Genomic DNA, 24,758 nt, shown 5'->3' on the forward strand with positions numbered 1-24,758 from the left:
TTTCTCCTCAGGCTGTAACCGGCTGAGCGCCGGTGGCCAGTGTCATGATATTTTCCTGGCTGATGGCGTTACCGCTCAGCTCGCCGGCAATGGTGCCTTCACGCATGACGTAGACGCGATCGCTCATGCCCACCACCTCCGGCAGTTCGCTGGAGATCATCAGAATCGCCACGCCCTGCTGCGCCAGCTGATTCATCATGCGGTAAATTTCACTCTTCGCACCGACGTCCACACCGCGCGTCGGTTCGTCCAGAATCAGAATGCGCGGCGCAATAGATACCCAGCGGGAGATCAGCAGCTTCTGCTGGTTGCCGCCCGATAGCCCGCCCGCGCGAACCTGCGCATGCGGCACGCGAATATTGAGCGAGGCGATAGCGTCAGTGGCGATCTTCTGCCCCTTACGCCGGTTCAGCAGGCCGTAGCTGGCGTCGCGCTCCAGCGTCGCCATCACAATGTTTTCCCGGGCGGCCAGTTCCAGAAACAGCCCCTGCTCTTTGCGGTTTTCAGTGAGAAAGCCGATGCCGCGCGCGATCGCCTCGCGCGGGGAGCGGATGTGCACTTTTTCTCCGTCAATCCAGATTTCGCCGCCGGCGGGCTGCTGCACGCCAAATATCAGCTGCGCCAGCTCGCTGCGTCCGGCGCCCACCAGGCCGGCGAGGCCGACAATTTCGCCCGCGCGTACCGCCAGGCTGCTGGGGTGGACCTTGTTGCGGTCAGTCAGGTGATTGACCGCCAGGCGGATAGCACCAAACGGAATGTCGCGCGCTTTGTTAAACAGATCGCTGAGCGGACGCCCGACCATCATGCGCACCAGTTCGCTGGCGTTGAGCTGCTCACGCGTCAGGCTGCCGACATATTCACCGTCGCGCAGCACGCTGACGCGATCTGACAGCTCATACACTTCAGCCATGCGGTGACTGATGTAGATAATCGCCATGCCTTCGCTGCGCAGCCGCTTGATCAGCGCAAACAGCTGCTCTGTTTCCCGGCTGGAGAGCGCGGCGGTAGGTTCATCCATCACCAGAATGCGGCTGTTGCGGTGCAGCGCGCGGGCGATCTCCACCTGCTGCTGTTCGGCGATGCTCAGACGGCCGACCAGATCGGTGGCGCTGAAGCGCGCGCCAAGCCGCGCAATCACCTGCTGCGCCTCTTCCGCCATCTGCCGGCGTTTCACCAGCCCGCCGCGCGCAATCTCACTGCCGAGAAAAATGTTCTCTGCCACCGTGAGGTTGGGTGCCAGATTGATCTCCTGATAGATCAGCGTAATGCCCGCCGCCAGCGCCTCTTTAGGGCCGCGGATGGCGTACGGCTTGCCCTCAATCAGGATCTCCCCGCTGCTGGCGCTGTAGGCACCGGCCAGGATTTTCATCAGGGTGCTCTTACCGGCCCCGTTTTCGCCCATCAGCGCGTGTACTTCGCCCGGCCAGATAGTGAGATCCACGCCCTTCAGGGCGTAAAAGCTGCCGAAGCGCCGGGTAATACCGCGCATCTCCAGTATCGGTGCTGTCATTGCCGCGCTCCTGCTGCCGGATAGTGCTGAGCAGTGTCGCCGCGCAACATAAATGGAAAATGTCAGCGCCCGTTCATATTTGTCATATTGCCTCTGCGCGCCACTTTTATACTCGGCTGACGTTCCGCATTGCGAGGGGTGGCGCATGAGTCAGACTCTGCCGTGGTATGCCGGTGCCCGTGGACGCCTGCTGCTGTTTAATCTGCTGGTGGTCGGCGTGACGCTGGCGGTCAGCCTGGTGGCGATTACCGGATTCCGCCACGCCGGCACGATTCAGGAACAGGCGCAGGCGCAGACGCTGGCCGATATGAATGGCAGCCTGGCGCTGGCGCGTGATACGGCCAACGTGGCGACGGCGGCGGTACGCCTGTCGCAGGTGGTGGGTGCGCTGGAGTATCAGAGTGAGTCGGCCCGCCTGCAGCAGACGCAGCAGGCGCTGCAGCAGGCGCTGACGCAGCTGGCGGCGGCCCCCGTGGCCAGGCAGCAGCCCGCCCTGCTCAGCCGTATTCGTGAGCGCAGCCAGATGCTGGAGCAGAGCATCACGCTGCTGCTGCAGCGGGGGCATCAGCGCCACCTGCAGCGCAACACCATGCTAAGCGGGCTGTGGCAGGCGCAGCTGCTGCTGAACCGGATCTCAGCGCTTGCGAGCGACGCCGCTTTTCTGCCGCTGCGCCAGCAGAGCGAGAGCCTGCTGGCGGTAGCGATCCGCTCTGCCGCGCCGCAGGCTGCGGTGCAGCAGCTCTCATCCATTCTTCCGGTCTGGTCAGCCCTGCCGCTGGAAGGCGTGCTGGCGCTGCAGCGGGCGCGCTTTGTCCATGCCCTCCGTGCGCTGGAGCCGGTCGCCGCCGGGCTTGAGGAGAGCGATACCGGCATCGCCTACGCGACCTACCGTATCAAGGCGCTGGTGGCGATGCTCAATGAGGATATCACCCGCTATGTACAGCAGGTGGCGCAGCAGAGCGATGCGCGCAGCGCCAGCACCCACCGTGAACTCAACTCGGTCATCGGTTTTATCGCGCTGTTTATGCTGCTGGCGCTGCTGATCACCGGTTACGCCGGCTACTACATCTACCGCAATCTCGGCTCCGGCCTTACCGCTATCGCCCACGCGATGACGCAGCTGGCGCAGGGGGAGAAAGGCGTCAGCGTACCCGGCCAGTCGCGGCGCGACGAACTGGGCGATCTGGCGCGGGCGTTTAACGTTTTTGCCCGCAACACTGCCTCACTGGCGCACACCTCTTCACTGCTGAAAGAGAAAAGCACCCAGCTGGAGTCAACCTTTCTCGCCATGCGCGACGGCTTTGCGCTGTTTGATAACAGCGGTCAGCTGGTGGTCTGGAACGCGCAGTATGCGCAACTGCTCGGTATTGCGCCGCATGAGCTGCAGCGTGGCCTGCACTATCAGCAGCTGCTGGCACGGCTGGATCTGCAGCTGCTCAGCCTGCAGGATGCGCAGGAAGTGCGGCTGCCGGACGGGCGGACGCTGGAGCTGCGCTTCAGTCCGGTGCCGCGTCGCGGCATGGTCAACACCGTGCTGGAGCGCACCTCGCGAAAAGCGCTGGAGGAGGCGCTGCTGCACAGCCAGAAAATGAAAGCGGTGGGCCAGCTGACCGGCGGACTGGCGCACGATTTTAATAATCTGCTGGCGGTGATCATCGGCAGCCTGGCGCTCACCGCCGATCAGCTGCCGGCTGGCACGCTGGCAACCCGTATCGAACGCGCCCGCCAGGCGGCGGACCGCGCAGCGCAGCTCACCCAGCGACTGCTCGCGTTTTCCCGTAAACAGGCGCTCTATCCACGGGCGGTCGCGGTCGTGGATCTGGTAGAGGATCTGCATTCGCTGCTGCAGCACGCCCTGCTGCCCGGTCAGCAGCTGGTAACAGAAGCAGCACGCCCGGGCTGGCCGGCATGGATCGATGCCGGTCAGCTTGAAAATGCGCTGATGAACCTGGTGGTTAACGCGCGCGACGCGCTGCAGCAGCAGCCCGGTGAGATAGTGCTGCGCGTCTGGAACCAGCGCAAAGCGTCCGCGGCGGGTAAACGCGAGTGGGTCGTGGTGGAGGTGATCGATCGCGGCTGCGGCATGTCAGCGGAGGTGCGTCAGCAGGTGTTTGAACCCTTCTTCACCACCAAGCCCACCGGCAGCGGCAGCGGTCTGGGGCTATCGATGGTGTATGGCTTTGTGCGGCAGTCGGGCGGTGAAATTGCGCTGGAGACCGCACCGGGCCAGGGTACCACGGTACGCCTGCTGCTGCCGCGCGCGGCGGAGGCGGTACAGCCGGTGGCGGCTCCTCCACCCGCGCAGCCCGGTGCGAGCCGCGATCGGCTGGTGCTGGTGCTGGATGATGAACCCGCCGTACGGCAGACGCTGTGTGACCATCTGCATCAGCTTGGCTATCTGACGCTGGAGTGCGCCGACGGTGCCAGCGCGCTGGCGCTGCTGCAGCAGACACCCGATATCGATCTGCTGATCAGCGATCTGATGCTGCCCGGTGCGCTCAACGGCGCCGATGTGATACGCCAGGCGCAGCAGCAGTGGCCGCAGCTCGCCACGCTGCTGGTCAGCGGGCAGGATCTGCGCCGGTCGCAGGTGACGTTACCGCTGTGTGAACGGCTGGCGAAGCCGTGGCAGCAGGCGCAGCTGGTTCAGGCGCTGGAGCGGGCCTGGCAGCGCAGCGCACGGCTTAACCGCGCGCGGCAGGCTGCTGCCACACCGCTTTCCCGCTGATAGCCTGCGCTCAGCACACCGCCACCCGGACAGTATGCGGCAGCGCCATGAGCGTTTCACCGCAGGTAAAAATGAGATCTGACCGCTGCCGGCCGGGATGCGGATGCTCACGCAGATAAGCGAGCACCGCCGGCGGCAGCTGCGGTGCAACCGCGCGCGTTTCACGCAGCCCGTCGCCGCTGAGACGCAGCGTCAAACCGCCGTTCAGACCTGGCAGCTCAATAATCAGCGTGCGGTTATGCCCGGCGGCAGCCTGCCGGGCCATCAAAGTAGCGGGATCGGGATTCGCACGGGCGTGACTCAGGGCCAGCGAGGCGTTGCAGGCAGAGACAAGCGGCATGCCGGTACAAAAATGCAGCGTGCTGCGCAGCGCCGCACTGTCAATCTGCGGATCGAGCCACAGCGTATCTGCCCCCTCTTCCCGCGTCAGCAGCAGCGCGCTGGCAGCAGAGGAGAGTTCGCGCTGGCCTGGCATCAGCGGCAGCGACACGATAACGCCTGGCTCGCTCATCGCTTTGTGTACGCGACGGGACGCCTGCTGAGCATCCGCGACGGAATAATGAAAACTGGCCAGTAAAGTCATGGGTCCTCTCCGGATACCGGAATAAACAATAAATAGCCGGGCGCTTTCAGCGCCGTGTCCGGCTGCCCCGCCCGTTTTAATGAACGCTCAGGATGCGCGCAGCAGATGACAGTGCGGTGACGATGGCGTGACGGCGCGATGAATCAGCCGCGGCCAATGAGCAGCTAACGCATCAGGATGATTAATAAGTGCATCTCGCGCCGCGCCGCTCTCCGCCAGGCACAAACCCGTCTTTCTGCTAACTTATTCAATACGGCCGCCTGTTTATATGAAGAAAAAATAATGAATTCAATCAGAACATCCCGTCAATTCCGGCACAGTTTTTTGCGTCAGGTGGTCGCGCCGCTGATCGCGATTCTGGTGCTGTCGTTTGCCGGGGCCGGCAGCGGACTTTACTGGGGGACATCCGTGACCAACAGTGAAGCGCGTGAGCAGCAGCAGCGGATGATTGCCGCCTCATTCGACCAGAGCCTCAGCGAGCATTTGCGCCAGCTGCGCAGCCTGACGCGCTGGTCGCCGCTCGCCAGCCACCTGACGCTGCGTGACGCCGACCGGGCGTGGCTGGATCAGAACGTCGGCAGCTGGCTTTATGAGATGTTTGCCCATCAGCTGATCCTGCTGCTGGACAGCAGGCAGCAGCCGGTTGCCGCCTGGCGCAACGGTGAGCCGGTCAGCCCACAGGCAGTCGGTCCGTGGCTGCGCGATCTGCTCGCCACGCCGCTGGTAGCCAGCGCGGCTGGCGCAGAAGATCGGGCCGATTTTGTGCGCATTGCCGGTCGCGCTGCCGCGCTGGCCGTGGGTGAAATTAGCACGCCTGACACGACAAACCGGTTTAGCCTGGTGAGCGTCGCGTTTCTTGACGATGGCTATCTGCGTCACCTTTCCGATCGCAGCCAGCTGGCGCAGCTGCACTTTAGCAACGCGCCACCCACTGATAAGGAGATGGCTTTCTGGCCCCTCTCATCGCAGAGCGGCCAGCGGGTAGGCTATCTGAGCTGGCAACCCGATAAGCCCGGCGCGCAGATGCTGCGCACGATCGTGCCCTCAACGCTGCTGTCGGTGCTGATTATCACCCTCCTCTGCCTTTTTATGGTACGGCGCATCTGGACCTCCTCGCTCAGCCTGTCGCAGTCGCTGGTCCGGCTGGGTGCCAGCGAGGCGCAGGCGCAGCACCTTGCGTTTCATGACGTGCTGACCGGCCTGCCCAACCGCGCGCTGGTGGAAGATCGCCTGACCCAGGCGCTGGCCGCGGCGCTGCGGCACGATCGCCGCGTGGCGCTGCTGCTGCTCGATCTTGATCGGTTTAAAAATATCAATGACACCTGGGGCCATCACGCCGGCGATGAACTGATCCGCGAAGTGGCGCGGCGCCTGAGCGAGATTGTGCGCACCAGCGATACCGTGGGACGCATCGGCGGCGATGAGTTTATTATCGTGATGCCGGATACGGAGACTATCGGCCAGGTGCATACGCTGGCGCAGCGCATTATCAGCGCGCTCAGCGCTCCTTATCATCTGCTGGGCAATGAGCTGTGGGTTGGCGTCAGTATCGGCCTGGCGCTGGCACCGAAAGATGGCGTGGACCGGCTGGAGCTGATGCGTAAGGCGGATATCGCGCTGTATGACGCCAAAAATCACGGGCGCGGTCAGTTTCGCCAGTTTGAGAAAGCGATGGATGAGTCGCTGCGTACCCGGCAGGAGCTGGCGGCAGAGCTGCGTCAGGCGCTGGTTAATTTTACCGGGCTGGCCGTCTGGTATCAGCCGCTGATGGAGATTAACGGTGAACGCGTGGTTGGCGTTGAGGCACTGCTGCGCTGGCACCATCCGTCCCGTGGTGATATCTCACCGGCTGACTTTATCGCTATCGCCGAAGAGACCGGGCTGATCCTGCCGCTGGGCGAGTGGGTGCTGCGCGAAGCGTGTAAGACGTCGCTGAAGCTGCCGCAGGTGGTGGTGGCGGTGAACGTTTCACCGGTGCAGTTTCGCAGCAGCGGCTTTGTCTCCCGGCTGCTGGAGATTGTTGCGAGCGAAGGCGCCGATCCGCAGCGCCTGGAGCTGGAGATCACCGAAGGCGTGCTGATTGAGGATGAGCATGCGGCCCGCAGCTCTATCATTGCGCTGCGCGAAGCGGGCTTCCGTATCGCGCTGGATGATTTTGGCACCGGCTACTCCAGCCTTAACTATCTGAGCAGTTTCCCGGTCGATAAGATAAAAATCGACCGTTCTTTTACCCAGTCGCTCGGCGTGGCAGATAACTCAACCGCGATTATTGAATCCGTCGTTCGGCTGGGGCACGCCATGGGCCTGACCGTCACCGCCGAAGGTGTAGAAACCGAAGGACAGATGCACGCCCTCGCCAACGCCGGCTGTAATCAGCTGCAGGGCTATCTGTTCAGCCACGCCGTCCCGCTGACCGAGATTGAAAAAATGGTATAGGAAACGACAGGATAAAACCCCGTAGGGGCGCCATTTATGGCGCCCTGGTAACAACCGGGCACGGCACATAAACGACGTTAGGTCCACATAAACGAATCCAGGGACGCATAAATGCGTCCCCTACCGGCACCGGAGATGCGTTATTTATCGCGCCCGAACACAACTTTGTAGGGGCGCCATTTATGGCGCCCTGGTAACAACCGGCACCGTTTTCTTTTTCGCGACATCTCGCATCGTTAACGTGGCTGACTCGCCTTTCTGCGCTGAAAAGAGAGAATAAAGGCGCAAGGAGGCACAATGCGAAACCGAAAAAATCCGCGCCTGACGCAATTTGATTATCGTACGCCCGGCGCTTATTTCGTTACCCTGGTCACCCGACAGCGTGCGCTGCTGCTGGGTGAGATCCTGTCCGGCAGTATGCACGCTTCGCCGTCCGGCCTTTGTGTTGCCGAAGAGTGGGAGCGCCTTTCTGCCCGTTATAACACGCTGGCAACCGATACATTTATTGTGATGCCCAATCACCTGCACGGCATCATCTGGCTTCAGCCGGGTAATATCTGTTGTTTATCAGCCATTATTAATCACTTTAAAGCGGGTATTTCCCGCCAGCTCGGAACGCCTGTCTGGCAGCGTGGCTTTTATGACCGCGTTATCCGCTCGGAACAGGAGCTGTCTGCAGTTCGCCGTTATATTGCAGAGAATCCATTGAAGTGGGAGCTGGACCGGTTGTTTGTACGAGGAGAGACGAGACATTTAAAGGATGCGGGGGTGAATAGATGATGTCAGGGGCGCATAAACGACGCCAGGGACGCATTAATGACGTCAGGGGCGCATGAATGCGCCCCCTACAGCGGCAACGGGGATGCGTTATTTATCGCGCCCGAACACAACTTTGTAGGGGCGCCATTTATGGCGCCCTGGCGACAGTCGGGCACAGCGCATAAACAACGCCAGGGACGCATAAATGCGTCCCTGGCGAGCACCGGGGGATACGTTATTTATCGCATCCGCACATAATCTGTAGGGGCGCCATTTATGGCGCCCTGGTAACAACCGGGCACGGCGCATAAACGACGCCAGGGACGCATTAATGCGTCCCCTGCGAGCACCGGGGGATACGTTATTTATCGCCCCCGAACATAACCCCGCAGGGGCGCCATTTATGGCGCCCTGGCAACAATTGGACACGGTACATTAATGACGTCAGGGACGCATGAATGCGTCCCCTACGACGGAATCAGCGTTTGGGGCGGATAAGCTGACTGGCGGTGTCACCGATAATCTGTGCCACGCCGCGATCGCCTTTAACCATGGAGGCCATAAAGGATTTCGCCTGCTTAAAGGTGATATGCGGCGGCAGCGGTGCGACTTCCGGATCGGTTTTCACCTCCAGCACCACCGGGCGGTTTGCGCTCAGCGCCTGCTGCCACGCGGCGGCTAACTCATCCGGATTATCCACCACGATCCCCTGCAGGCCAAGACTCTCGGCAAAACGCGCGTAGGGTACATCGGGCAGCTGCTGTGACGCCTCGAAGCGCGGATTGCCTTCCATCACGCGCTGCTCCCAGGTCACCTGATTAAGATCCTGATTGTTAAACACGCAGACGATCAGCCGTGGATCGTCCCACTGCTGCCAGTATTTCTGAATAGTGATCAGCTCAGCCATATTATTCATCTGCATCGCCCCGTCTCCGACCAGCGCCACAACCGGTTTATCGGGATAAGCAAATTTAGCGGCGATAGCGAACGGTACGGCGGCACCCATACAGGCAAGACCGCCGGAGAGCGTGGCGCGCTGCCCCTGCTTCACGCGATAGTCGCGCGCAAACCAGTTGGCACAGGAGCCGGAATCTGAGGTGACAATAGCGTTATCCGGCAGCTGCGGCGACATCTCCCACACTACCCGCTGTGGATTAACCGGATTAGCCGGCGCCAGCGCCCGCTCCTCCATCAGCTGCCACCAGTCGCGTACCTGCAGCGCAATCTGCTCCTGCCAGTGGCGATCGCTTTTGTGCTGCAGCAGCGGGATCAGCGCCCGCAGCGTTTCGGCGCTATCCCCGTGCAGGTTGACTTCACAGGGGTAGCGCAGGCCCAGCATCGCCGGATCGATATCAATCTGTACCGCACGCACCTTACCTTCAGCGGGTAAAAATTCGGTCCACGGGAAGCCGGTGCCGATCATCAGCAGCGTGTCGCACTCCTGCATCAGATCCCACGACGGTTTAGTACCAAGCAGGCCGATCGAGCCGGTGACAAAAGGCGCATCGTCCGGCAGCACATCTTTGCCCAGCAGCGCTTTGGCGACGCCCGCGCCAAGCAGGTTCGCAACCTGCACCACTTCCACTGCCGCGCCGCGCGCGCCTGCACCGATCAGGATCGCCACCTTGCTGCCGGCGTTGAGGGCGTCTGCCGCACGCTGCAGATCTGCTTCATACGGCACGATTTTCGGACGCTGATAGCCAGGACCGGAGTGGGTAAAACCGTGCGCGTGCTGCGGTGGCTGCCAGGTTTCATCCTGAATATCTTTCGGCAGGATCAGCACCGCTACGCCGTTCTGCGCTTTCGCAATGCGCACGCCGCGATCGACCAGATGCTGGATCTGCGCCGGTGCGGCCGCTTCCTGAACAAAATTAGCGACATCAGCAAACACGCGATCGAGGTTCATCTCCTGCTGATAGCTGGCGCCGCGCGCGGTCACTTCAGCCTGTCCGGCGATCGCCAGCACCGGTGCATGATCCATTTTCGCATCGTAAAGACCAGTCAGCAGGTGGGTAGCGCCCGGCCCGCCGGTGGAGAGGCAGACGCCAAGCTCACCGGTAAATTTGGCGTGGCCGGCAGCCATAAATGCTGCCATCTCTTCATGCCGCACCTGGATAAACTCAATGCCGGCACCCGCTTTATTGGCGCGCTGGATAGCGCCCAGCACGCCGTGGATGCCATCGCCCGGATAGCCATAAATGCGCGTGACGCCCCACGCCTGCAGGCGCTCGACAAAAAAATCGCTGGTTTTTTTACTCATCCCGCTGCTCCCTTAAAGGCTGTTGTCAGCTTTTAAGGGTAGCTGACAGAAACGGGCGTGCAGAGGATCTGCCGGATTATGGCCTGACTGCGCCCGCTGGCTGCCTAACCCAGCGCCGGGGAGACCAGCGCAAAACAGTGCATCTCCTCTGTCGGGCGCCAGGGGGTGCCGTGCACCATAATGTGCGGCGCATCGACCTGCTGCAGACCCAGCGTTGCCAGCCACTCCGCCAGCCCGGCGTCGGGCGTATCCAGCCGGACAAACTGACCGGTCAGCGTCTGCAGCAGCGTGGCAACGAGCGCCTGCGCCACGCTGCCGTCCCGGGCGATAACCGGGCCGATGGTCCAGCCGCGACCAAAGCGACGCAGGCTGGCAAAACCCTGTATCCCCTGCGCATCGCGTGCCAGCACGCTGCCGGGCAGCAACTGCTGCAGCAGACGCGCACGCTGCAGGCCGGTCGCCTGCCAGTCGGGCGTGCAGAGTTCCGCACAGGCTGCGCTGCATGCCGGCTCCAGGCTTAGCGCAGGCGGCAGCGCTATAGCGGGAGGCGCGGCTAATGCCGCCGTCTGGTACTGCCATACCTGACCGCACTCCCTGAATCCCAGCTGTGCATAAAGCCCTTTACCCATTTCCGTTGCATGCAGGCGCAGCGTGCAGCCGGCGAAGCGCGTAATCAGCGCCTGCATTAACTTGCGGCCGATACCGCGTCCGCGCGCCTGCTGATCCACCACCACCAGGCCGATGGTGGCTGCGCTGCTTCCCCAGCGCCAGCCAAGCGCGCAGCCGGAGAGTCGTCCCGCCTCCTCCATCACCACGCCTTCACCCAGCGCAATCAGCTGCTGCCAGTCCTCAGGACGGTGTGGCCAGCCCGCCTGCTGCGTCAGGGCATGGCCCGCCGCGGCGTCGGCCGCCGTAATATCACGCAACGTCATGCTCATGCGGTTCTCCCTTAATGAATGCAAAAGAAGAGTGCCACACCGCTGCCGCGCCTGACAGCCTCAGATCTGAAAATCGAGCGCCGGCTCTTCTTCACTCTCATAGGAGAGCGCCTGTCGCTTGATCTCCTCCAGCGACAAATTAGCATTGCAGAGCTCCAGAAACTGCCAGACATAGTTGCGCTGCAGCTGTCCGCGCTTCAGCCCAAGCCAGACGGTGTTAGCTTCAAACAGGTGACGGGCATCAATCTTGACCAGGTTTTCGCCCTGATAGATATCACACGCCTGATCGGCGAGTACGCCAACGCCCAGCCCCAGCTCAACATAGGTTTTCACCACGTCAGAATCCTGCGCGCTCAGCACAATATCGGGCCGCAGGCTGGCCGCCTGAAACGCCCGATCCACGCGTGAACGACCGGTGATCCCCTGTCGGTAGGTGATTAACGGCCAGGCGCTCAGGTTTTCAAGCGACACCGGCTGCTGCAGCAGCAGTTCATGCCCGGGCGGCACCAGCAGCGAGTGATGCCAGCTGAACCAGGGGAAAGCCGCCAGGCTGGCGTGGTTAACCAGCTGTTCGGAGGCGATACCGACATCCGCCTCGCCGGCCAGCAGCATGGCGACAATCTCCTGCGGCGAGCCCTGATTCAGCTCCAGCCGCACGTTGGGATAGAGCTGACGGAACGCTTTGATGACGCGCGGCAGGCTGTAACGCGCCTGCGTATGGGTGGTGGCAATTGTCAGCACGCCGCTGGTCTCGTTGGTAAACACATCGGCCAGACGCCGCACCTTGCCCGCCTCATCGAGAATGCGTTCGGCTATGGTCAGCAGCGCTTTACCAGGCTCCGTCATGCCCAGCAGACGTTTTCCGCGCCGGATAAATATCTCTACGCCCAGCTCATCTTCCAGATCGCGGATATGCCGGCTGACCCCGGACTGCGAGGTAAACAGCGTGTTGGCGACTTCAGTCAGATTGAAGTCGCAGCGGGCGGCTTCCCGTATAATTTTAAGCTGCTGGAAATTCACACCCTCTCTCCCTTCTGGCACGGTTTTCGCCATGGTAGGGAGCAGGCGCCAATACAACAAATAATAAAAAACCGCCTGTTATGCGGTTTAGTAATAAGGAGCGTTGCTGAGATCCCGTGGTTTTCAGCCCACCAGCATCAGCTCGCGATCGGTAACCGCTGGCTTATTCAGCAGCGACAGCAGTATGGTTTTGACCGCCTGCGCCGCAGGTGAGAGCGGCAGCTGCGCAGACATATTCAGCGACAGCGGCAGCGTCAGCGACGGTGAGGTAATGCGCGCCATCCAGGCGTGCGTTGAGCTGACCAGCGCCCGGGCCGCGGATTCAGGCAGCACGGTTACGCCCAGCCCGCTGGAGACCGCGGCGGTCAGGGTGGCGATCGATTCAATTTCGCCGATGATGCGCGCGCTCAGGCGGCGCAGTGAAAACGCTTCGTCTACCCGCTTGCGTACCGCGCTGTAGTCGCGCGGCAGGAACAGGTTCATCTGCGCCACGTCGGCCAGATCCACCGCCGATCCCGGACAGGCGGTGGCGCCGACCAGATAGAGCTCCTCTTTCAGCAGCGGCAGGCTGGTCACGCCAGCCGCAGGCGAGCGATCGTAGAGCACGGCCATATCGAGCTGACCGTTCAGCACTTTATCATTCAGCGAACTGCCGCTGTTTTCATGCAGATACACCAGCACGTCCGGATACTGCTCGCGCACGGTCTGCAGCAGCGGCATGGTCAGAGAAGAGGCGGCCGTGCCGGGTGCGAGACCAATAGAAACCTGTCCGCTCAGCGTCTGGCCCGCTTTGCTGACGGCGGCCTGCGCCTGTTCACACTGGCGCAATATGGTGCGGGCGTGCGCATAGAGGATTTTACCCGCGTCGGTGGGCGTTACGCCGCGCTTGGTGCGGATCAGCAGCTGCTGATCCAGCTCGCTCTCCAGCGTCGCCACCTGCTGACTGAGCGCCGGTTGCGCAATGTGCAGCACTTCGGCGGCGCGGGTCAGGCTGCCGATATCGACGATGTTCACAAAATATTTCAGCCGTCTTAAGTTCATGTTGCCTCCGTCAATCCGGTTAACCCCTGAAGGGCGCTTAGCCTGCTGGCCGATAAACAGAGTTTTGCAATAAGCAGGCCAGTTATTTCATCGCGGAAAAAAACGGCGGGCAGTGGTAATTAAGAGACTGGAAAATAAGCTTTTGTGATTACCTGAAAGGAAACAGAGCGTGCTGATGCCGCAGCGGGCGGGTAAAGCGGAGGATGGCATGCACTCTGCTGGTGCAAAACCTGCAAGGCAGACGTGCAAAAAAGTGATGACGGAGAGGTGGTAGCGTCCCGTGCCGCCTCCGGCCTGACCCCGGTTATGCCGGGGTCAGCCGTGTCGCAGAGCGAGGTGACTCAGCGTTTTTTGCGGTTGCGATGCATATCAATGGAAACCGCAGCCACAATGATCATGCCTTTGATGATGTCCTGTATATAGGCGTCCACGCCCACGAAGGTAAAGCCGCTTTTGATAAGTCCCAGGATCACGGCGCCGATCAGCGTGCCGGTGATACGCCCCACGCCACCCATCAGGCTGCTGCCGCCGATAACCGCTGCGGCGATAGCATCCAGCTCATACGCCATCCCCATGCTTGACTGGCCGCTGCTGACGCGTGCTGCCAGTACGACGCCTGCCAGGCCCGAGAGCGCGCCGGCGATGGTGTAGACAATGATCAGATACTTGTTAACGTTGATGCCGGACACTTTAGCTGACGTCATGTTGCCGCCAATCGCATAGACATATTTGCCGTAGCGGGTATGTTTCAGCGCGATGTGGAACAGGAACGCCACCACCAGGAAGATGATAACCGGCATGGCGCCCTGACCAATCGAGGTAAAGCTGTCTGACAGAAAGCTGATCGGATTACCCTGCGTATAGTACTGCGCCAGACCGCGCGCGGACACCATCATCCCCAGCGTGGCGATAAAGGGCGGAATACCGGTGCGGGTGATCAGCACGCCGTTGATGACGCCGCACAGCAGCCCGACGCCAATACCGGCGCCGATAGGGATAGCCGCAGGCAGGTTAACCAGCGAGGGAAACATCGGCGACAGGCTTTCTGAGGTTTGCGCCAGGCTTGCCGCCACCACCGCAGTCAGGGCGATAACGGAGCCGGAGGAGAGATCGATACCGGTGGTGATAATGACCTGCGTAACGCCGACCGCGATAATACCGATGATGGCGACCTGCAGCACAATCAGAACTAAACGGTTGGTGTTGAGCAGAAAAGACTGGTCGCGTACGTACCAGCCGGCAATTTCAAAGATCAGCGCAATGCCTAACATCACCACAAAAATGCCGGTATCTTTCGGCAGCTTGTGGCGCAGATTACTGAAGAAGGAGCTTTGTTCAGTGGCCTGCGGGGCCGTAGCTTTTACATTATTCATAGGGATCTCAAGCCTCACTCAGATGCCAGCGACAAAATGGTTTCCTGATCGGCCTCTTCTTTACTGAGGATGCCGGTTATGCGCCCGCCGTGCATCACCATGATGCGGTCACTCATACCGAGAATTTCCGGCAGCTCAGAGGAGACCATGATGATAGCGACGCCGCGATTAGCGAGTTCGCTGATCAGGCGGTAGATCTCTGCTTTGGCTCCCACATCGATGCCGCGGGTCGGTTCGTCCAGAATCAGGATCTTCGGCTGTGCCAGCAGCCAGCGCGCAATCAGCACTTTCTGCTGGTTACCGCCGCTGAGGTTATTGATGATCTGATCCATGGTCGGGGTTTTGATATTGAGCTTGCGGATCTGCTCCATACAGTCCTGCGCCATTTTCACATGGCTGACAAAGCCGCTTTTGCCGGTGTAACCGGGCATGTTAACGATGCTCATGTTCTCCATTACTGAGAGAACCAAAAACAGCCCTGACTTCTTGCGATCCTCAGTCAGAAACGCCATGCCTTTCTCGATGGCCGTGGAGGGCGAATCGATGCTGACCGGCACGCCGTCAATCAGCACTTCACCGCTGTCGTAGCTCTCCATGCCAAACAGGCTCTCCATCACCTCACTGCGCCCTGCGCCCACCAGCCCGGCCACGCCCAGAATTTCTCCCCTGCGCACGCTGAAGCTGATATCGCTAAAGCGCTCTTTGCTGCTCAGGCCGCGCACCGTCAGCACATCGTCGCCGATGGTGCCGTTGAATTTAGGGAACAGCTGGGTCAGCTCACGCCCTACCATCTGGGTGATCAGCGATTGCCGCGTAAACGCGCTGGTATCGTTGCTGCCGACCCAGGTGCCGTCGCGGAAGATGCTGATCTCATCGGTAATGGTAAAAATCTCATCCATCTTATGGCTGATATAGATAATCGCCTTGCCCTGCGCCCGCAGGTCGCGAATGATAGTGAACAGGTGCGCCACTTCAGTTTCGGTCAGCGCGGAGGTGGGTTCATCCATGATCACCACGTCAGAGTTCCACGATACCGCTTTGGCAATCTCCACCATCTGCTGCGCCGCAATGCTCAGCTCGCCCACCATGCGATCCGCTTTGAGGCGAATATTGAGTTTGTTGAGCAACTCCTGCGTCTGGCGGTTTAGCAGGGCGTGATCGACGAAGCCAAACTTCATCGGTTCACGCCCGAGCCAGATGTTCTCCGCCACGGTCATATGCGGCACCAGGTTCAGCTCCTGATGGATCATCGAGATGCCGGAACGCAGCGCGTCCATGGTGTCCTGAAACTGCACGGGTTCCCCTTTGATGCGAATAGTGCCCTTATCGGGACGGTAAATCCCGATAAGGCATTTCATCAGCGTGGATTTGCCTGCGCCATTCTCGCCCATCAGGGCATGTACCGACCCCGGCCTGATTCGCAGTGAGACGTTATCGAGCGCCTTCACTCCGGGGAAGAACTTGCTGATGCCTTCGGCTTCAAGCGCAAAAGCGGTCATACATCACCTCCATACGGCTTAAGGGGAGAGCGGTTATTTCTGGTTGCGATTCTCAAACTGCGCCATGTTCTCTTTGGTGATCAGCTGGTAAGGGATGTTGATCACTTTCTCAACTTTCTCCCCTTTTGCGAGGCTCACCGCAGCCCGCACTGCGCCTGCACCCTGCCCGCTGGCATCCTGGAAAACCGTGGCGACCATTTTGCCGTTTTTCAGCATCTGCAGCGCATCCGGGGTGCCATCCACGCCGGCGATCAGGATATGGTTCGGGTTTTTACCCAGCGCCTGCAGTGCGCCAATCGCCATTTCATCGTTGTTAGAGGCGATAGCCTGGATGTCATCGCCGGCGGTCATCCAGTTGCTGACCACATCCACCGCGTCGTTACGGGTGAATTTTGCGGTCTGTTTCTGCACCACTTTGATATCGGGATATTTCGCGACCACCGCTTCCACCCCTTTGGTGCGGTCGCGCGTTGATTCGTTCGCTAAATCGCCCATCAGGATCGCCACGTTGCCTTTGCCGTTCATCGCTTTAGCCAGCGCTTCCATCTGCAGGCGACCCGCCAGCTCGGAGTCTGAGCCGACATACGCCATCTTGTCCGTGAGTTCACCGGCAGGTTTACGGTTAACGAAGATCAGCGGAATGTTAGCTTTTTTCGCCGCGTCCATAATCGGTTTCACGGCGTTGGTATCCACCGGGTTGACGATGATGGCGTCCACGCCCTGTCCGATAAAATTCTGTACCTGCTGCAGCTGCTGTGACACATCCCCTTTGGCATCTTCCAGCTGGCCTTTTACGTTATCTTTCTGCATCTCTTTCTGCATGGCCGTGCGCAGAATGGTCAGGAAATTGTCGTCAAACAGCGCCATTGAGACGCCAACCTGCAGATCTTTCGCCATAACCGCAGCGGGCAACATGCAGGCCAACAGGGAAGTGACTAACGCTTTTTTAAATTTCATAGGGCACCTTCTACCTTCTTATTGTTGGTTAACGCACGCACAGCATGATGCATCAGGTAAATGAAAAAAATTTTTTGCCTTTGCGCACCGCGGCTGGCGTTATTTATGGGTACAGATTTTGGATAGTTGCACTTTTCGCGCTGAAGCCAGCTGATGTTGTTCTGAAGAACGCGCTCCTTATCAACAGGTTAATTTTGCTGTCACCGCCGCCGGGTAAAAAATAGTTTCCGGCGTGATGATAAGCAGTTCATTTGTTTCATACTTGCTTCATATGAAATTTTCATCATAAAAGCACTGAAACGGTTGTTTTAAAATCAGCAAACCGCAAAAATTTGACACGCCTCTAACATCTCAGCGGAAATGCCTCTGAAGTGAGATCCTGTTGGCAGTTTGCTTTGCCACCATATCAGGCAGAAAAGCAGCAGAATGGTGCTTTTGCGCGCACTTAAACCAAAAGTGTGCAGTACGGCTTTGACAAGCGGGATCGGGCTCGCTACTATTCGCCTCGTTCACACGATTCCTCTGTAGTTCAGTCGGTAGAACGGCGGACTGTTAATCCGTATGTCACTGGTTCGAGTCCAGTCAGAGGAGCCAGAATTAGAAAAGCCCGCTCAGGGAAACCTGAGCGGGCTTTTTGCTATGTTGCGTTTTGATGTGGTACTGGCTGGTGATGTACCAGGCTGGCCAGAAGGGTCAGGCTTTGGTGGCTAAGAGAGTGTTAGCAGGCACGGGCTTAAATAGAGCTAAGGCATTGATATCCTTTACGCCACGCACGTAACCACTTTTGATAAGATTGTTTTCGGGAGAATCACCATAGTAAGGATATTTATCTTTTGAATCTGACCCCGTTAAATTTAATAGCGCCTGATCGCTCTTTTCTACTATATCATTATGATTATTTAATTGATTATTAAAAGACAATTCCTCATCTTTATTTTGCTGCGTATTTTCTTTCGGGTTAAGCCTCCCCTTAAGTTCGACAATATAACTTTCGGGCAAAGGTATTTTCTTCTGAGATAATAACAAGCTGCTATCACCTTCCTCTTTGCCATTTGCATTTACTTCGGCGTCAGGTTTAATATACAACGCAGGCAGATTTCTCTTAAACGCGTTATTGTCTATTAAATTATTAAGCTTTTTTTGAATTTCATCAGACAAATCCCATCTTAATGATGCAGGCATTCTCATCAAAATACTTGCGATATCGTTGAAACCTAAATTGCTTTTTTTGAGATCTGAAAGGTTAATTTTCCCATCAGGCGTAAGAAGAACTTCATGTCTGCTTAATCCCAACTCCGCTCTGATGCGGGCTGATATGTCACATAGTAGATTGATACTATCATTTAGAACATTTCCGGGCTGACTCTTTTCTAAATCAGCAGAACTAACATTCGCGCCGGCACCAATATTTACTTTTTTATTTATGCCTCTGATATTATCGAGTCCTTTTTTAATTCCTTCAGGCAGGTACCCTTTTAACGCTGCCGGTAAAGCCTCCAGGATGTTAACAGCCTCAGCAAAACCTGATTTACTCTCCGCGATATCTGAAAGGTTAATTTTTCCATCGGGTGTAAGAGGAGGTCTATTCCCGGACAGCCCTAACCTGTCTCTGATGGAAACTGATTCATTCCATAAAATGACATCACTCTCGATATCGAAAACTCCACCTTCCCTATTAATTATCCCTGCATCTGTGTCTCGGATATTATTCAAAGCTTTCTGAATCTCTTCAGGCAGGCACCATTTGAACGCCGTCGGCAAAGCCTGCAGGATATTAACAGCCTCAACAAAATCTGATTTACTCTCCGCGATATCTGAAAGATTAATTTTTCCATCGGATGTAAGAAGAGGTCTATCCCTGCGCAGCCCTAACTTATCTCTGATGTAAGCTGATCCATTCCGTAAAATGATGTCACTCTTATCATTGATAACTACACCGTCCGTATGAATTATTCCTGCGTCTCTGTCTCGGATATTATTCAAAGCTTTCTGAATTCCTTCAGGCAAGTACCCTTTTAACGCTGCTGGTAAAGTCTGCAGGACACTAACAGCCTCAACAAACCCTGATTTACTCTCCGCGATATCTGAAAGATTAATTTTTCCATCGGATGTAAGAAGAGGTCTATCTCTGCGCAGCCCTAACTTATCTCTGATGTAAGCTGATCCATTCCGTAAAATGATGTCACTCTTATCATTGACAACTACACCGTCCGTATGAATTATCCCTGCATCTGTGTCGCGTATATGATTCAAAGCCTTTTGAATTCCTTCAGGCAAGCACCATCTTAACGCTGCCGGTAAAGCCTGCAGGATATTAACAGCCTCAACAAACCCTGATTCACTCTCCGCGATATCTGAAAGATTAATTTTTCCATCGGGAGTAAGAGGAGGTTTTTTTGCGGACAATCCTAACTCGCCTCTGATATAAGATGATATATTCTCCAATAAAATAGCACTATTTTCAGCAATATCTCTAACTTTATCTATCCCTGAGCTGTTAATGTCACTAACTAATTCATTATTAATCTCATTAATTAAAGCTCTGTTTTTGCCATCATTTAAATTCCTTTGAACTTCCTCAGGCAACAAAAATTTCAACTCTGCTGGTACATCTTGAAGTATTCCCTCAATATCGATTGAGGGCAACTTACTTTCGTCAATATCTGACAGATTAATCTCACCACCTGGCGTGAAAAGATCATTATCTTTATTTAGACCCAGCATATCCCTGAGCAGGATTGATGCACATTGAAGTGTAAAGATGCTGTCAGGCAACACTTTATCTACACTCTTTTTTTCTGTGCATACCGAAACCTCCAGCGTATTAAGCCGCTTAATTTCTGTTGGCATGTTACATAGTGACTGCAGAGAAATATTCAAATTATCAATTTGAAAATCTATCTTTGGGTTCTCAAGCAACGATGTCAAATTTACATCATGACGGTAAAGAGCATTTCGCAATTCCTGTATAGCTGGCTCATAATCACCCTTATTATTCTGTGTCAGCCTTCCAGAACTAAAAAAACTGGCAATGTATTGCATCATGTCTTTAGGCCTGAAAATGCTATTGGCATTCTCTTTATTCTCAATACCTATTGCATATTCATTAAATCTTGGTAATTCACGTATACTGTCTAAAGCAGAAACTGACATAATTTCTCCTGAACTGCGTCTAAAAAACAGCCCTATAGTAAAAATGATCTCCTCTCTGCGCGCTCTCTAAATTCGCTCCTTACGGCCTGAAATTCACCGCTGGCTTCGCGCCACACGTACTGCTGTCCGGGCTGGAGTATGCCTGTGTTATCATGGGGTTTTTAATCAACGCTGTGAGAACCATGTCTGAGACCCCCGGTAAACGCAAAAACGATCCGGAAGGATTAAAGCGCCGTATCATTGCGGCTGCGCTCTCTGTTTTCGCCGAATATGGCCTGCCGGGCGCGCGCATGGAGCAGATTGCAGCGCTGGCGCAGACCACGAAACGCATGGTGGTTTATCACTTCACCAGCAAAGAAGCGCTCTACATTGAGGTGCTGGAGCAGGTGTATCGCGCCATGCGCGAGCATGAAACCAGCCTGCAGCTTGCCACACTCGAACCGGAACAGGCGATGATCAAACTGGTTGAGGCGAGCTTTGATTATCATGTGGCGCACCCGGACTTTATGCGGCTGGTCTGCAGCGAGAACCTGCTGCGCGGGCGCTATATCATGCAGTCTGAGCGGATCAAAACGCTTAACCGCAGCGCGCTCGATCTGCTTGAAGCGATACTGACGCGTGGCCAGCAGCAGGGGCTGTTTTACCGCGACCTTAACAGCGTGGATGTGCACCGCCTGATCAGCAGTATCTGCGTGCATCATGTGTCGAACCGCTACACCTTTCATACGCTGTTCACGCCTGACGACAGCGAAGCGGAAACCATCCGCCGCAACCGCCAGCTGGCTGTGGCGGCAACGCTGCGTTACATTCGCCAGGCCCCGTCGTCTGCGGGTTCGCTGTGATGGTCTACGCTTGATCTCATCAACGGGACCGTCACAGACCTGAGACTAAGGAACACTGAAGTGAACAAAGATGCCCTTCTCTATCCGTTACGCAACACCCAGGATACTGAACATGATACGGCCCTGTGGAACTGGGCGCAGAACTCTGTCGTGGGCCAGCGTCAGCAGCTGCATCAGCCGCAAACGGAAGCTGAGCTACAGCAGCTGCTGCGCGATACGCGCGGAAAAGTGCGTCTGGTCGGCAGCCGGCTGTCGCCAGGCCGGATGCTCTGCGTGCAGCCTGATGACCTGCTGCTCGACCTGAGCGCCTTTACCGGCGTGGTGGCTGAAGATGACAATTCCATCACTTTTGCAGCCGGTACGCTGCTGCAGGAAGTTTACGACACCTTAACCGCACGCGATCGCATGCTCGCCTCTTCGCCGGGCGTGATTGCCGTTCAGACGCTGGCCGGCGCGCTGGCGACCGGCACTCACGGTCAGGGTTTACAGCAGAGTTCACTGGCCGATGAAGCGCTGCGCATCCGTATGGTGCTGGCTGATGGCAGCGTACGCGAGTTTACGCGCGGTGAGCCCGAGTTTCCGGCAGCGCAGGTTGCACTGGGTTCGCTTGGCGTCGTGACGGCGGTTACGCTGCGCACCCAGCCGTTTCGCTTATTTACCTGCTACAAGTTTGCCGTCAGTGCCGATGGACTGGAGCAGGATCTGCTGAAGTGGAATAGCGACTATGAGCTGAGCAAAGCCTGGTGGTTTGTCGATGACAACCTGATGCACGTCTGGAACGCTGAACAGGCGAGCGATGAGGATACGCAGGCCTGGCACGCCAACGGACGTCAGGTGATTGAGCATGGCGATAACGCCGACAGCAGCCTGAACCATACGATCGATCAGACGCTGGCGCAAATGCACCGCGATACGCAAATCCACGGTAAAGGCGGTAAACAGTTCCGCACCGTCACCCGGTTCCGCGATTTCACCGATGTCAGCGGCGATATTTATCAGCTTTTTTGTCGCGGTATTGCGGTGCCGCAGATCAACGTAGAAATTGCCGTGCCGCTCGATAGAACGCCGCAGGTTATCAGCAAAATCAAAGCCTGGTACGCTGAGCATCAGCCGCATATGCACTACCCGATTATCCTGCGCTGCACCGGCGCCTCGGAGGGCTGGCTGAGCCCGTCACATCAGCAGCCCTCCTGCTTCTTTGGCTTTGTGGTCTACTACGCGGATGATGGCTCGCTGTCGCAGGAGGGCCTGCATTTTCTGACGGAGGTGGAGAAGCTGCTGGCTGCCGAAGGCGGACGTCCGCACTGGGGGAAATATTACGATCCGCAGCGCTATCAGTGGCGCGATATCTATCCACAGTGGGATGCGTTCCGCGCGGTGCGTGAGACGCTGGATCCTGCCCGTCGTTTCAGTAACGACTATACCACCGCGCTTTTTGACTGATGTTTGTACAGGGAGAGAGTATGTTCGCCTGGGTAACGCTGCTGACGCAGCCCGATTATGTTATTGGCGTGAAAGCGCTGCACCGTTCGCTTCAGCGCAGTGAAACCCGCTGGCCGCTGGTTGTGATGGTAACGGATGCAATCGATGCTGACACGCGCGCTGCGCTGCAGGCTGCGGGCTGCGTGATCCATCCGGTCGCACCGCTGATGCCTGACAGCGCGCTGGAGCAGCACTACGCCTCGGCACAGTTTGGCGAGGTGTGGAGTAAACTACGCGCGTGGGAGCTGACCGACTATGAGCGCGTGGTCTTTCTGGATGCCGATATGCTGGTCCTGCAGAATATGGATGAGCTGTTTACGCTGGATATGGGTAAGTATGCGCTGGCCGCCTGCCACGCCTGCCGCTGTAATCCAAACCAGATTGCGAGCTATCCGGCCAGCTGGCAGCCGGAAAACTGTCACTATACCTGGCATGACCGGGGTGAAACGGCGCCCGCCACGCTTGATGCTTATCTCAATGGCGGTTTCCTGGTGCTGAAACCGGATAACGCTGTGTTCAGCTGGCTGCAGCAGAAAGTGCAGGAGATTGACGATCTTAAGCGCTATCCCTTCTCCGAGCAGGATCTGCTGAATGAGGTGTTTGCCGGACGCTGGCTGCCGCTCTCTTATATCTATAACGCGCTGAAGACGCTGCCATTTCAGCACAGCGCTATGTGGCAGCAGGATAAAGTTAAAAACCTGCACTATATCCTCGCCAAGCCGTGGAAGCGCGATCTCAATCAGCCAGAAGAAGAGCGCGACCGCTATTATGCGCTGGACAAGCTGTGGTGGGAGCGCGGTACCGCATAGCGGCGCCGGTTTTCATCGGCGGCCAGGGCGCCATGAATGGCGCCCCTACAATGATGGTGTACCGTAGGGGCCGCATTTATGCGGCCCTGGTTTTATACGCGGTCAGGGCGCCATGAATGGCGCCCCTGTAATGGCGGTAAGGGCCGCATTATTGCGGCCCTGATTTTACGCGGCCAGGGCGCCATGAATGATAATGCAACGTAGGGGCCGCATTTATGCGGCCCTGGTTTCAAACGGCCGGTTAACGCCAGCCGAGCGCCGGGGCGACGTGGGTGAGGATGCTGTCGATAACGTGCGCGCAGTAATCAACGCCGAGCTGATTTGGAATTGTCAGCAGCAGCGTATCTGCCTCTGCGATGCCTTCATCTTCTGCCAGCATCTTTATCAGGCGATCCGGCTCGGCTGCATAGCTGCGGCCGAAGATGGCGCGCGTCTTCTCATCCAGAAAACCGACTGAATCCTGATCCTGACCACCGCGGCCAAAATAGGCGCGATCGGTATCATTCATCAGCGCAAAAATACTGCGGCTCACCGACACGCGCGGCGTGCGCTGATGGCCTGCGGCAGCCCAGGCTGCACGGTAGGCACGGATCTGCTGCGCCTGCTGCACATGGAAGGGTTCGCCGGTTTCATCATCTTTCAGGGTAGAACTCTGCAGGTTCATCCCCTGCTCTGCGGCCCAGACGGCAGTGGCGTTTGAGCCGGAGCCCCACCAGATACGCTCGCGCAGCCCTTCAGAGAACGGCTCCAGGCGCAGCAGCCCTGGCGGGTTCGGGAACATCGGCTGCGGATTTGGCTTTGCAAACCCCTCACCGCGCAGCACGTCCAGCAGCGCCTCGGTATGCCGGCGTCCCATATCTGCATCGCTCTCGCCGGCGCGGGGATCAAAGCCAAAGTAGCGATAACCCTCAATCACCTGCTCCGGTGAACCGCGGCTCAGTCCGAGCTGCAAACGGCCGTTAGAGATCAGATCGGCTGCGCCCGCATCTTCTGCCATATAGAGCGGATTTTCATAACGCATATCGATAACGCCAGTCCCGATTTCAATGCGGCGGGTTTTCGCCCCCACCGCCGCCAGCAGCGGAAACGGCGAACTCAGCTGACGGGCAAAATGGTGGACGCGGAAGTAGGCGCCGTCGGCCCCCAGCTCTTCTGCCGCCACCGCAAGGTCGATAGACTGCAGCAGCACATCCTGCGCCGAACGGGTGGCAGAATGGGGTGACGGCGTCCAGTGACCAAATGAGAGAAAGCCAATTTTTTTCATGTTTCAGTGCTCCCCGCCGGCGACAGGACCGCCTGGCGTTACGTGTGCATAAATCGATAAACAAAGGGTACGCCAGCGCGGCAGGCAGTGATAGCCAATAGTTT

Annotated in this window: 17 protein-coding genes and 1 tRNA gene; 7 read left to right on the top strand and 11 right to left on the bottom strand. The window is 57.7% G+C overall.

The features are described 5' to 3' along the window. Nucleotides 1–7: 7 nt before the first annotated feature. On the bottom strand, nt 8–1,510 hold the full coding sequence (locus C1Y41_RS07300; RefSeq protein WP_104085158.1) for a sugar ABC transporter ATP-binding protein: 1,503 nt from the start codon (nt 1,508–1,510) through the stop codon (nt 8–10). Between the two features lie 145 nt (nt 1,511–1,655). Here C1Y41_RS07300 and C1Y41_RS07305 point away from each other — a divergent pair, with 145 nt between their 5' ends. Beyond that, complete coding sequence (locus C1Y41_RS07305; RefSeq protein ID WP_104085159.1) at nt 1,656–4,238, top strand: ATP-binding protein; 2,583 nt, start codon at nt 1,656–1,658, stop codon at nt 4,236–4,238. A gap of 10 nt (nt 4,239–4,248) precedes the next feature. Here the strand turns inward: C1Y41_RS07305 and C1Y41_RS07310 are convergent, their stop codons facing one another. Beyond that, a complete protein-coding gene (locus C1Y41_RS07310) occupies nt 4,249–4,821 on the bottom strand; it encodes a phosphonate C-P lyase system protein PhnH (protein WP_104085160.1) in 573 nt (190 codons plus the stop codon). A 282-nt stretch (nt 4,822–5,103) separates the two neighbouring features. Here C1Y41_RS07310 and C1Y41_RS07315 point away from each other — a divergent pair, with 282 nt between their 5' ends. Together C1Y41_RS07315 and C1Y41_RS07320 are read left to right on the top strand one after the other, a co-directional pair. Beyond that, nucleotides 5,104–7,257 carry a putative bifunctional diguanylate cyclase/phosphodiesterase gene (locus C1Y41_RS07315; RefSeq protein ID WP_369826777.1) on the top strand — a complete coding sequence of 718 codons (2,154 nt, stop codon included), beginning with the start codon at nt 5,104–5,106 and terminating at the stop codon, nt 7,255–7,257. Between the two features lie 297 nt (nt 7,258–7,554). Further along, complete coding sequence (locus C1Y41_RS07320; RefSeq protein WP_104085161.1) at nt 7,555–8,037, top strand: transposase; 483 nt, start codon at nt 7,555–7,557, stop codon at nt 8,035–8,037. Nucleotides 8,038–8,494: 457 nt separating this feature from the next. Here C1Y41_RS07320 and C1Y41_RS07325 read toward each other — a convergent pair whose 3' ends face one another. From C1Y41_RS07325 to C1Y41_RS07355, 7 genes are all read right to left on the bottom strand, one after another. Beyond that, nucleotides 8,495–10,276 carry a thiamine pyrophosphate-requiring protein gene (locus tag C1Y41_RS07325; RefSeq protein WP_104085162.1) on the bottom strand — a complete coding sequence of 594 codons (1,782 nt, stop codon included), beginning with the start codon at nt 10,274–10,276 and terminating at the stop codon, nt 8,495–8,497. A gap of 104 nt (nt 10,277–10,380) precedes the next feature. Continuing rightward, a complete protein-coding gene (locus C1Y41_RS07330; protein ID WP_104085163.1) occupies nt 10,381–11,214 on the bottom strand; it encodes a GNAT family N-acetyltransferase in 834 nt (277 codons plus the stop codon). A gap of 60 nt (nt 11,215–11,274) precedes the next feature. Beyond that, on the bottom strand, nt 11,275–12,234 hold the full coding sequence (gene cbl / locus C1Y41_RS07335) for an HTH-type transcriptional regulator Cbl (protein ID WP_039385255.1): 960 nt from the start codon (nt 12,232–12,234) through the stop codon (nt 11,275–11,277). A gap of 123 nt (nt 12,235–12,357) precedes the next feature. After that, entirely contained in the window at nt 12,358–13,275 is a 918-nt protein-coding gene (gene nac, locus C1Y41_RS07340; RefSeq protein WP_039385258.1) for a nitrogen assimilation transcriptional regulator NAC, read from the bottom strand. Nucleotides 13,276–13,616: 341 nt separating this feature from the next. After that, on the bottom strand, nt 13,617–14,648 hold the full coding sequence (locus C1Y41_RS07345; RefSeq protein ID WP_104085164.1) for an ABC transporter permease: 1,032 nt from the start codon (nt 14,646–14,648) through the stop codon (nt 13,617–13,619). A gap of 14 nt (nt 14,649–14,662) precedes the next feature. Further along, entirely contained in the window at nt 14,663–16,147 is a 1,485-nt protein-coding gene (locus tag C1Y41_RS07350) for a sugar ABC transporter ATP-binding protein (protein WP_039385263.1), read from the bottom strand. A gap of 33 nt (nt 16,148–16,180) precedes the next feature. Continuing rightward, entirely contained in the window at nt 16,181–17,104 is a 924-nt protein-coding gene (locus tag C1Y41_RS07355) for a sugar ABC transporter substrate-binding protein (protein ID WP_039385265.1), read from the bottom strand. Between the two features lie 518 nt (nt 17,105–17,622). On the opposite strand from C1Y41_RS07355, the gene C1Y41_RS07360 reads away from it, so the two are divergent. Then, nucleotides 17,623–17,698: transfer RNA gene (locus C1Y41_RS07360), tRNA-Asn, on the top strand. Nucleotides 17,699–17,797: 99 nt separating this feature from the next. Here C1Y41_RS07360 and C1Y41_RS07365 read toward each other — a convergent pair. Continuing rightward, nucleotides 17,798–20,257: a hypothetical protein gene (locus C1Y41_RS07365; protein WP_104085165.1), complete on the bottom strand. Its 2,460-nt coding sequence runs from the start codon at nt 20,255–20,257 to the stop codon at nt 17,798–17,800. Between the two features lie 182 nt (nt 20,258–20,439). On the opposite strand from C1Y41_RS07365, the gene C1Y41_RS07370 reads away from it, so the two are divergent. From C1Y41_RS07370 to C1Y41_RS07380, 3 genes are read left to right on the top strand one after another with little or no spacing between them, the layout of a single operon-like run. Next, nucleotides 20,440–21,099 carry a TetR family transcriptional regulator gene (locus C1Y41_RS07370; protein ID WP_104085360.1) on the top strand — a complete coding sequence of 220 codons (660 nt, stop codon included), beginning with the start codon at nt 20,440–20,442 and terminating at the stop codon, nt 21,097–21,099. Nucleotides 21,100–21,159: 60 nt separating this feature from the next. Next, nucleotides 21,160–22,542, top strand: coding sequence for a D-arabinono-1,4-lactone oxidase (locus tag C1Y41_RS07375; RefSeq protein WP_094112142.1), 1,383 nt, complete (start codon nt 21,160–21,162; stop codon nt 22,540–22,542). A 20-nt stretch (nt 22,543–22,562) separates the two neighbouring features. Continuing rightward, nucleotides 22,563–23,390 (top strand): glycosyltransferase family 8 protein, encoded by an 828-nt coding sequence (locus C1Y41_RS07380; RefSeq protein WP_104085166.1) that lies wholly within the window; start codon nt 22,563–22,565, stop codon nt 23,388–23,390. A gap of 241 nt (nt 23,391–23,631) precedes the next feature. On the opposite strand, the gene C1Y41_RS07385 is transcribed toward C1Y41_RS07380, so the two are convergent. Next, nucleotides 23,632–24,654 carry an LLM class flavin-dependent oxidoreductase gene (locus tag C1Y41_RS07385; protein WP_039385272.1) on the bottom strand — a complete coding sequence of 341 codons (1,023 nt, stop codon included), beginning with the start codon at nt 24,652–24,654 and terminating at the stop codon, nt 23,632–23,634. Between the last annotated feature and the right edge of the window lie 104 nt (nt 24,655–24,758).

The organism is Pantoea sp. ICBG 1758 (assembly GCF_002928325.1).
Lineage (GTDB): Bacteria > Pseudomonadota > Gammaproteobacteria > Enterobacterales > Enterobacteriaceae > Pantoea > Pantoea eucrina.

Bases quoted from the DNA above. Each gene is read 5' to 3' on its own strand.
- C1Y41_RS07300 (WP_104085158.1), bottom strand. From the start codon at position 1,510: ATGACAGCACCGATACTGGAGATGCGCGGTATTACCCGGCGCTTCGGC.
- C1Y41_RS07305 (WP_104085159.1), top strand. From the start codon at position 1,656: ATGAGTCAGACTCTGCCGTGGTATGCCGGTGCCCGTGGACGCCTGCTG.
- C1Y41_RS07310 (WP_104085160.1), bottom strand. From the start codon at position 4,821: ATGACTTTACTGGCCAGTTTTCATTATTCCGTCGCGGATGCTCAGCAG.
- C1Y41_RS07315 (WP_369826777.1), top strand. From the start codon at position 5,104: ATGAATTCAATCAGAACATCCCGTCAATTCCGGCACAGTTTTTTGCGT.
- C1Y41_RS07320 (WP_104085161.1), top strand. From the start codon at position 7,555: ATGCGAAACCGAAAAAATCCGCGCCTGACGCAATTTGATTATCGTACG.
- C1Y41_RS07325 (WP_104085162.1), bottom strand. From the start codon at position 10,276: ATGAGTAAAAAAACCAGCGATTTTTTTGTCGAGCGCCTGCAGGCGTGG.
- C1Y41_RS07330 (WP_104085163.1), bottom strand. From the start codon at position 11,214: ATGAGCATGACGTTGCGTGATATTACGGCGGCCGACGCCGCGGCGGGC.
- nac (WP_039385258.1), bottom strand. From the start codon at position 13,275: ATGAACTTAAGACGGCTGAAATATTTTGTGAACATCGTCGATATCGGC.
- C1Y41_RS07345 (WP_104085164.1), bottom strand. From the start codon at position 14,648: ATGAATAATGTAAAAGCTACGGCCCCGCAGGCCACTGAACAAAGCTCC.
- C1Y41_RS07350 (WP_039385263.1), bottom strand. From the start codon at position 16,147: ATGACCGCTTTTGCGCTTGAAGCCGAAGGCATCAGCAAGTTCTTCCCC.
- C1Y41_RS07355 (WP_039385265.1), bottom strand. From the start codon at position 17,104: ATGAAATTTAAAAAAGCGTTAGTCACTTCCCTGTTGGCCTGCATGTTG.
- C1Y41_RS07365 (WP_104085165.1), bottom strand. From the start codon at position 20,257: ATGTCAGTTTCTGCTTTAGACAGTATACGTGAATTACCAAGATTTAAT.
- C1Y41_RS07370 (WP_104085360.1), top strand. From the start codon at position 20,440: ATGTCTGAGACCCCCGGTAAACGCAAAAACGATCCGGAAGGATTAAAG.
- C1Y41_RS07380 (WP_104085166.1), top strand. From the start codon at position 22,563: ATGTTCGCCTGGGTAACGCTGCTGACGCAGCCCGATTATGTTATTGGC.
- C1Y41_RS07385 (WP_039385272.1), bottom strand. From the start codon at position 24,654: ATGAAAAAAATTGGCTTTCTCTCATTTGGTCACTGGACGCCGTCACCC.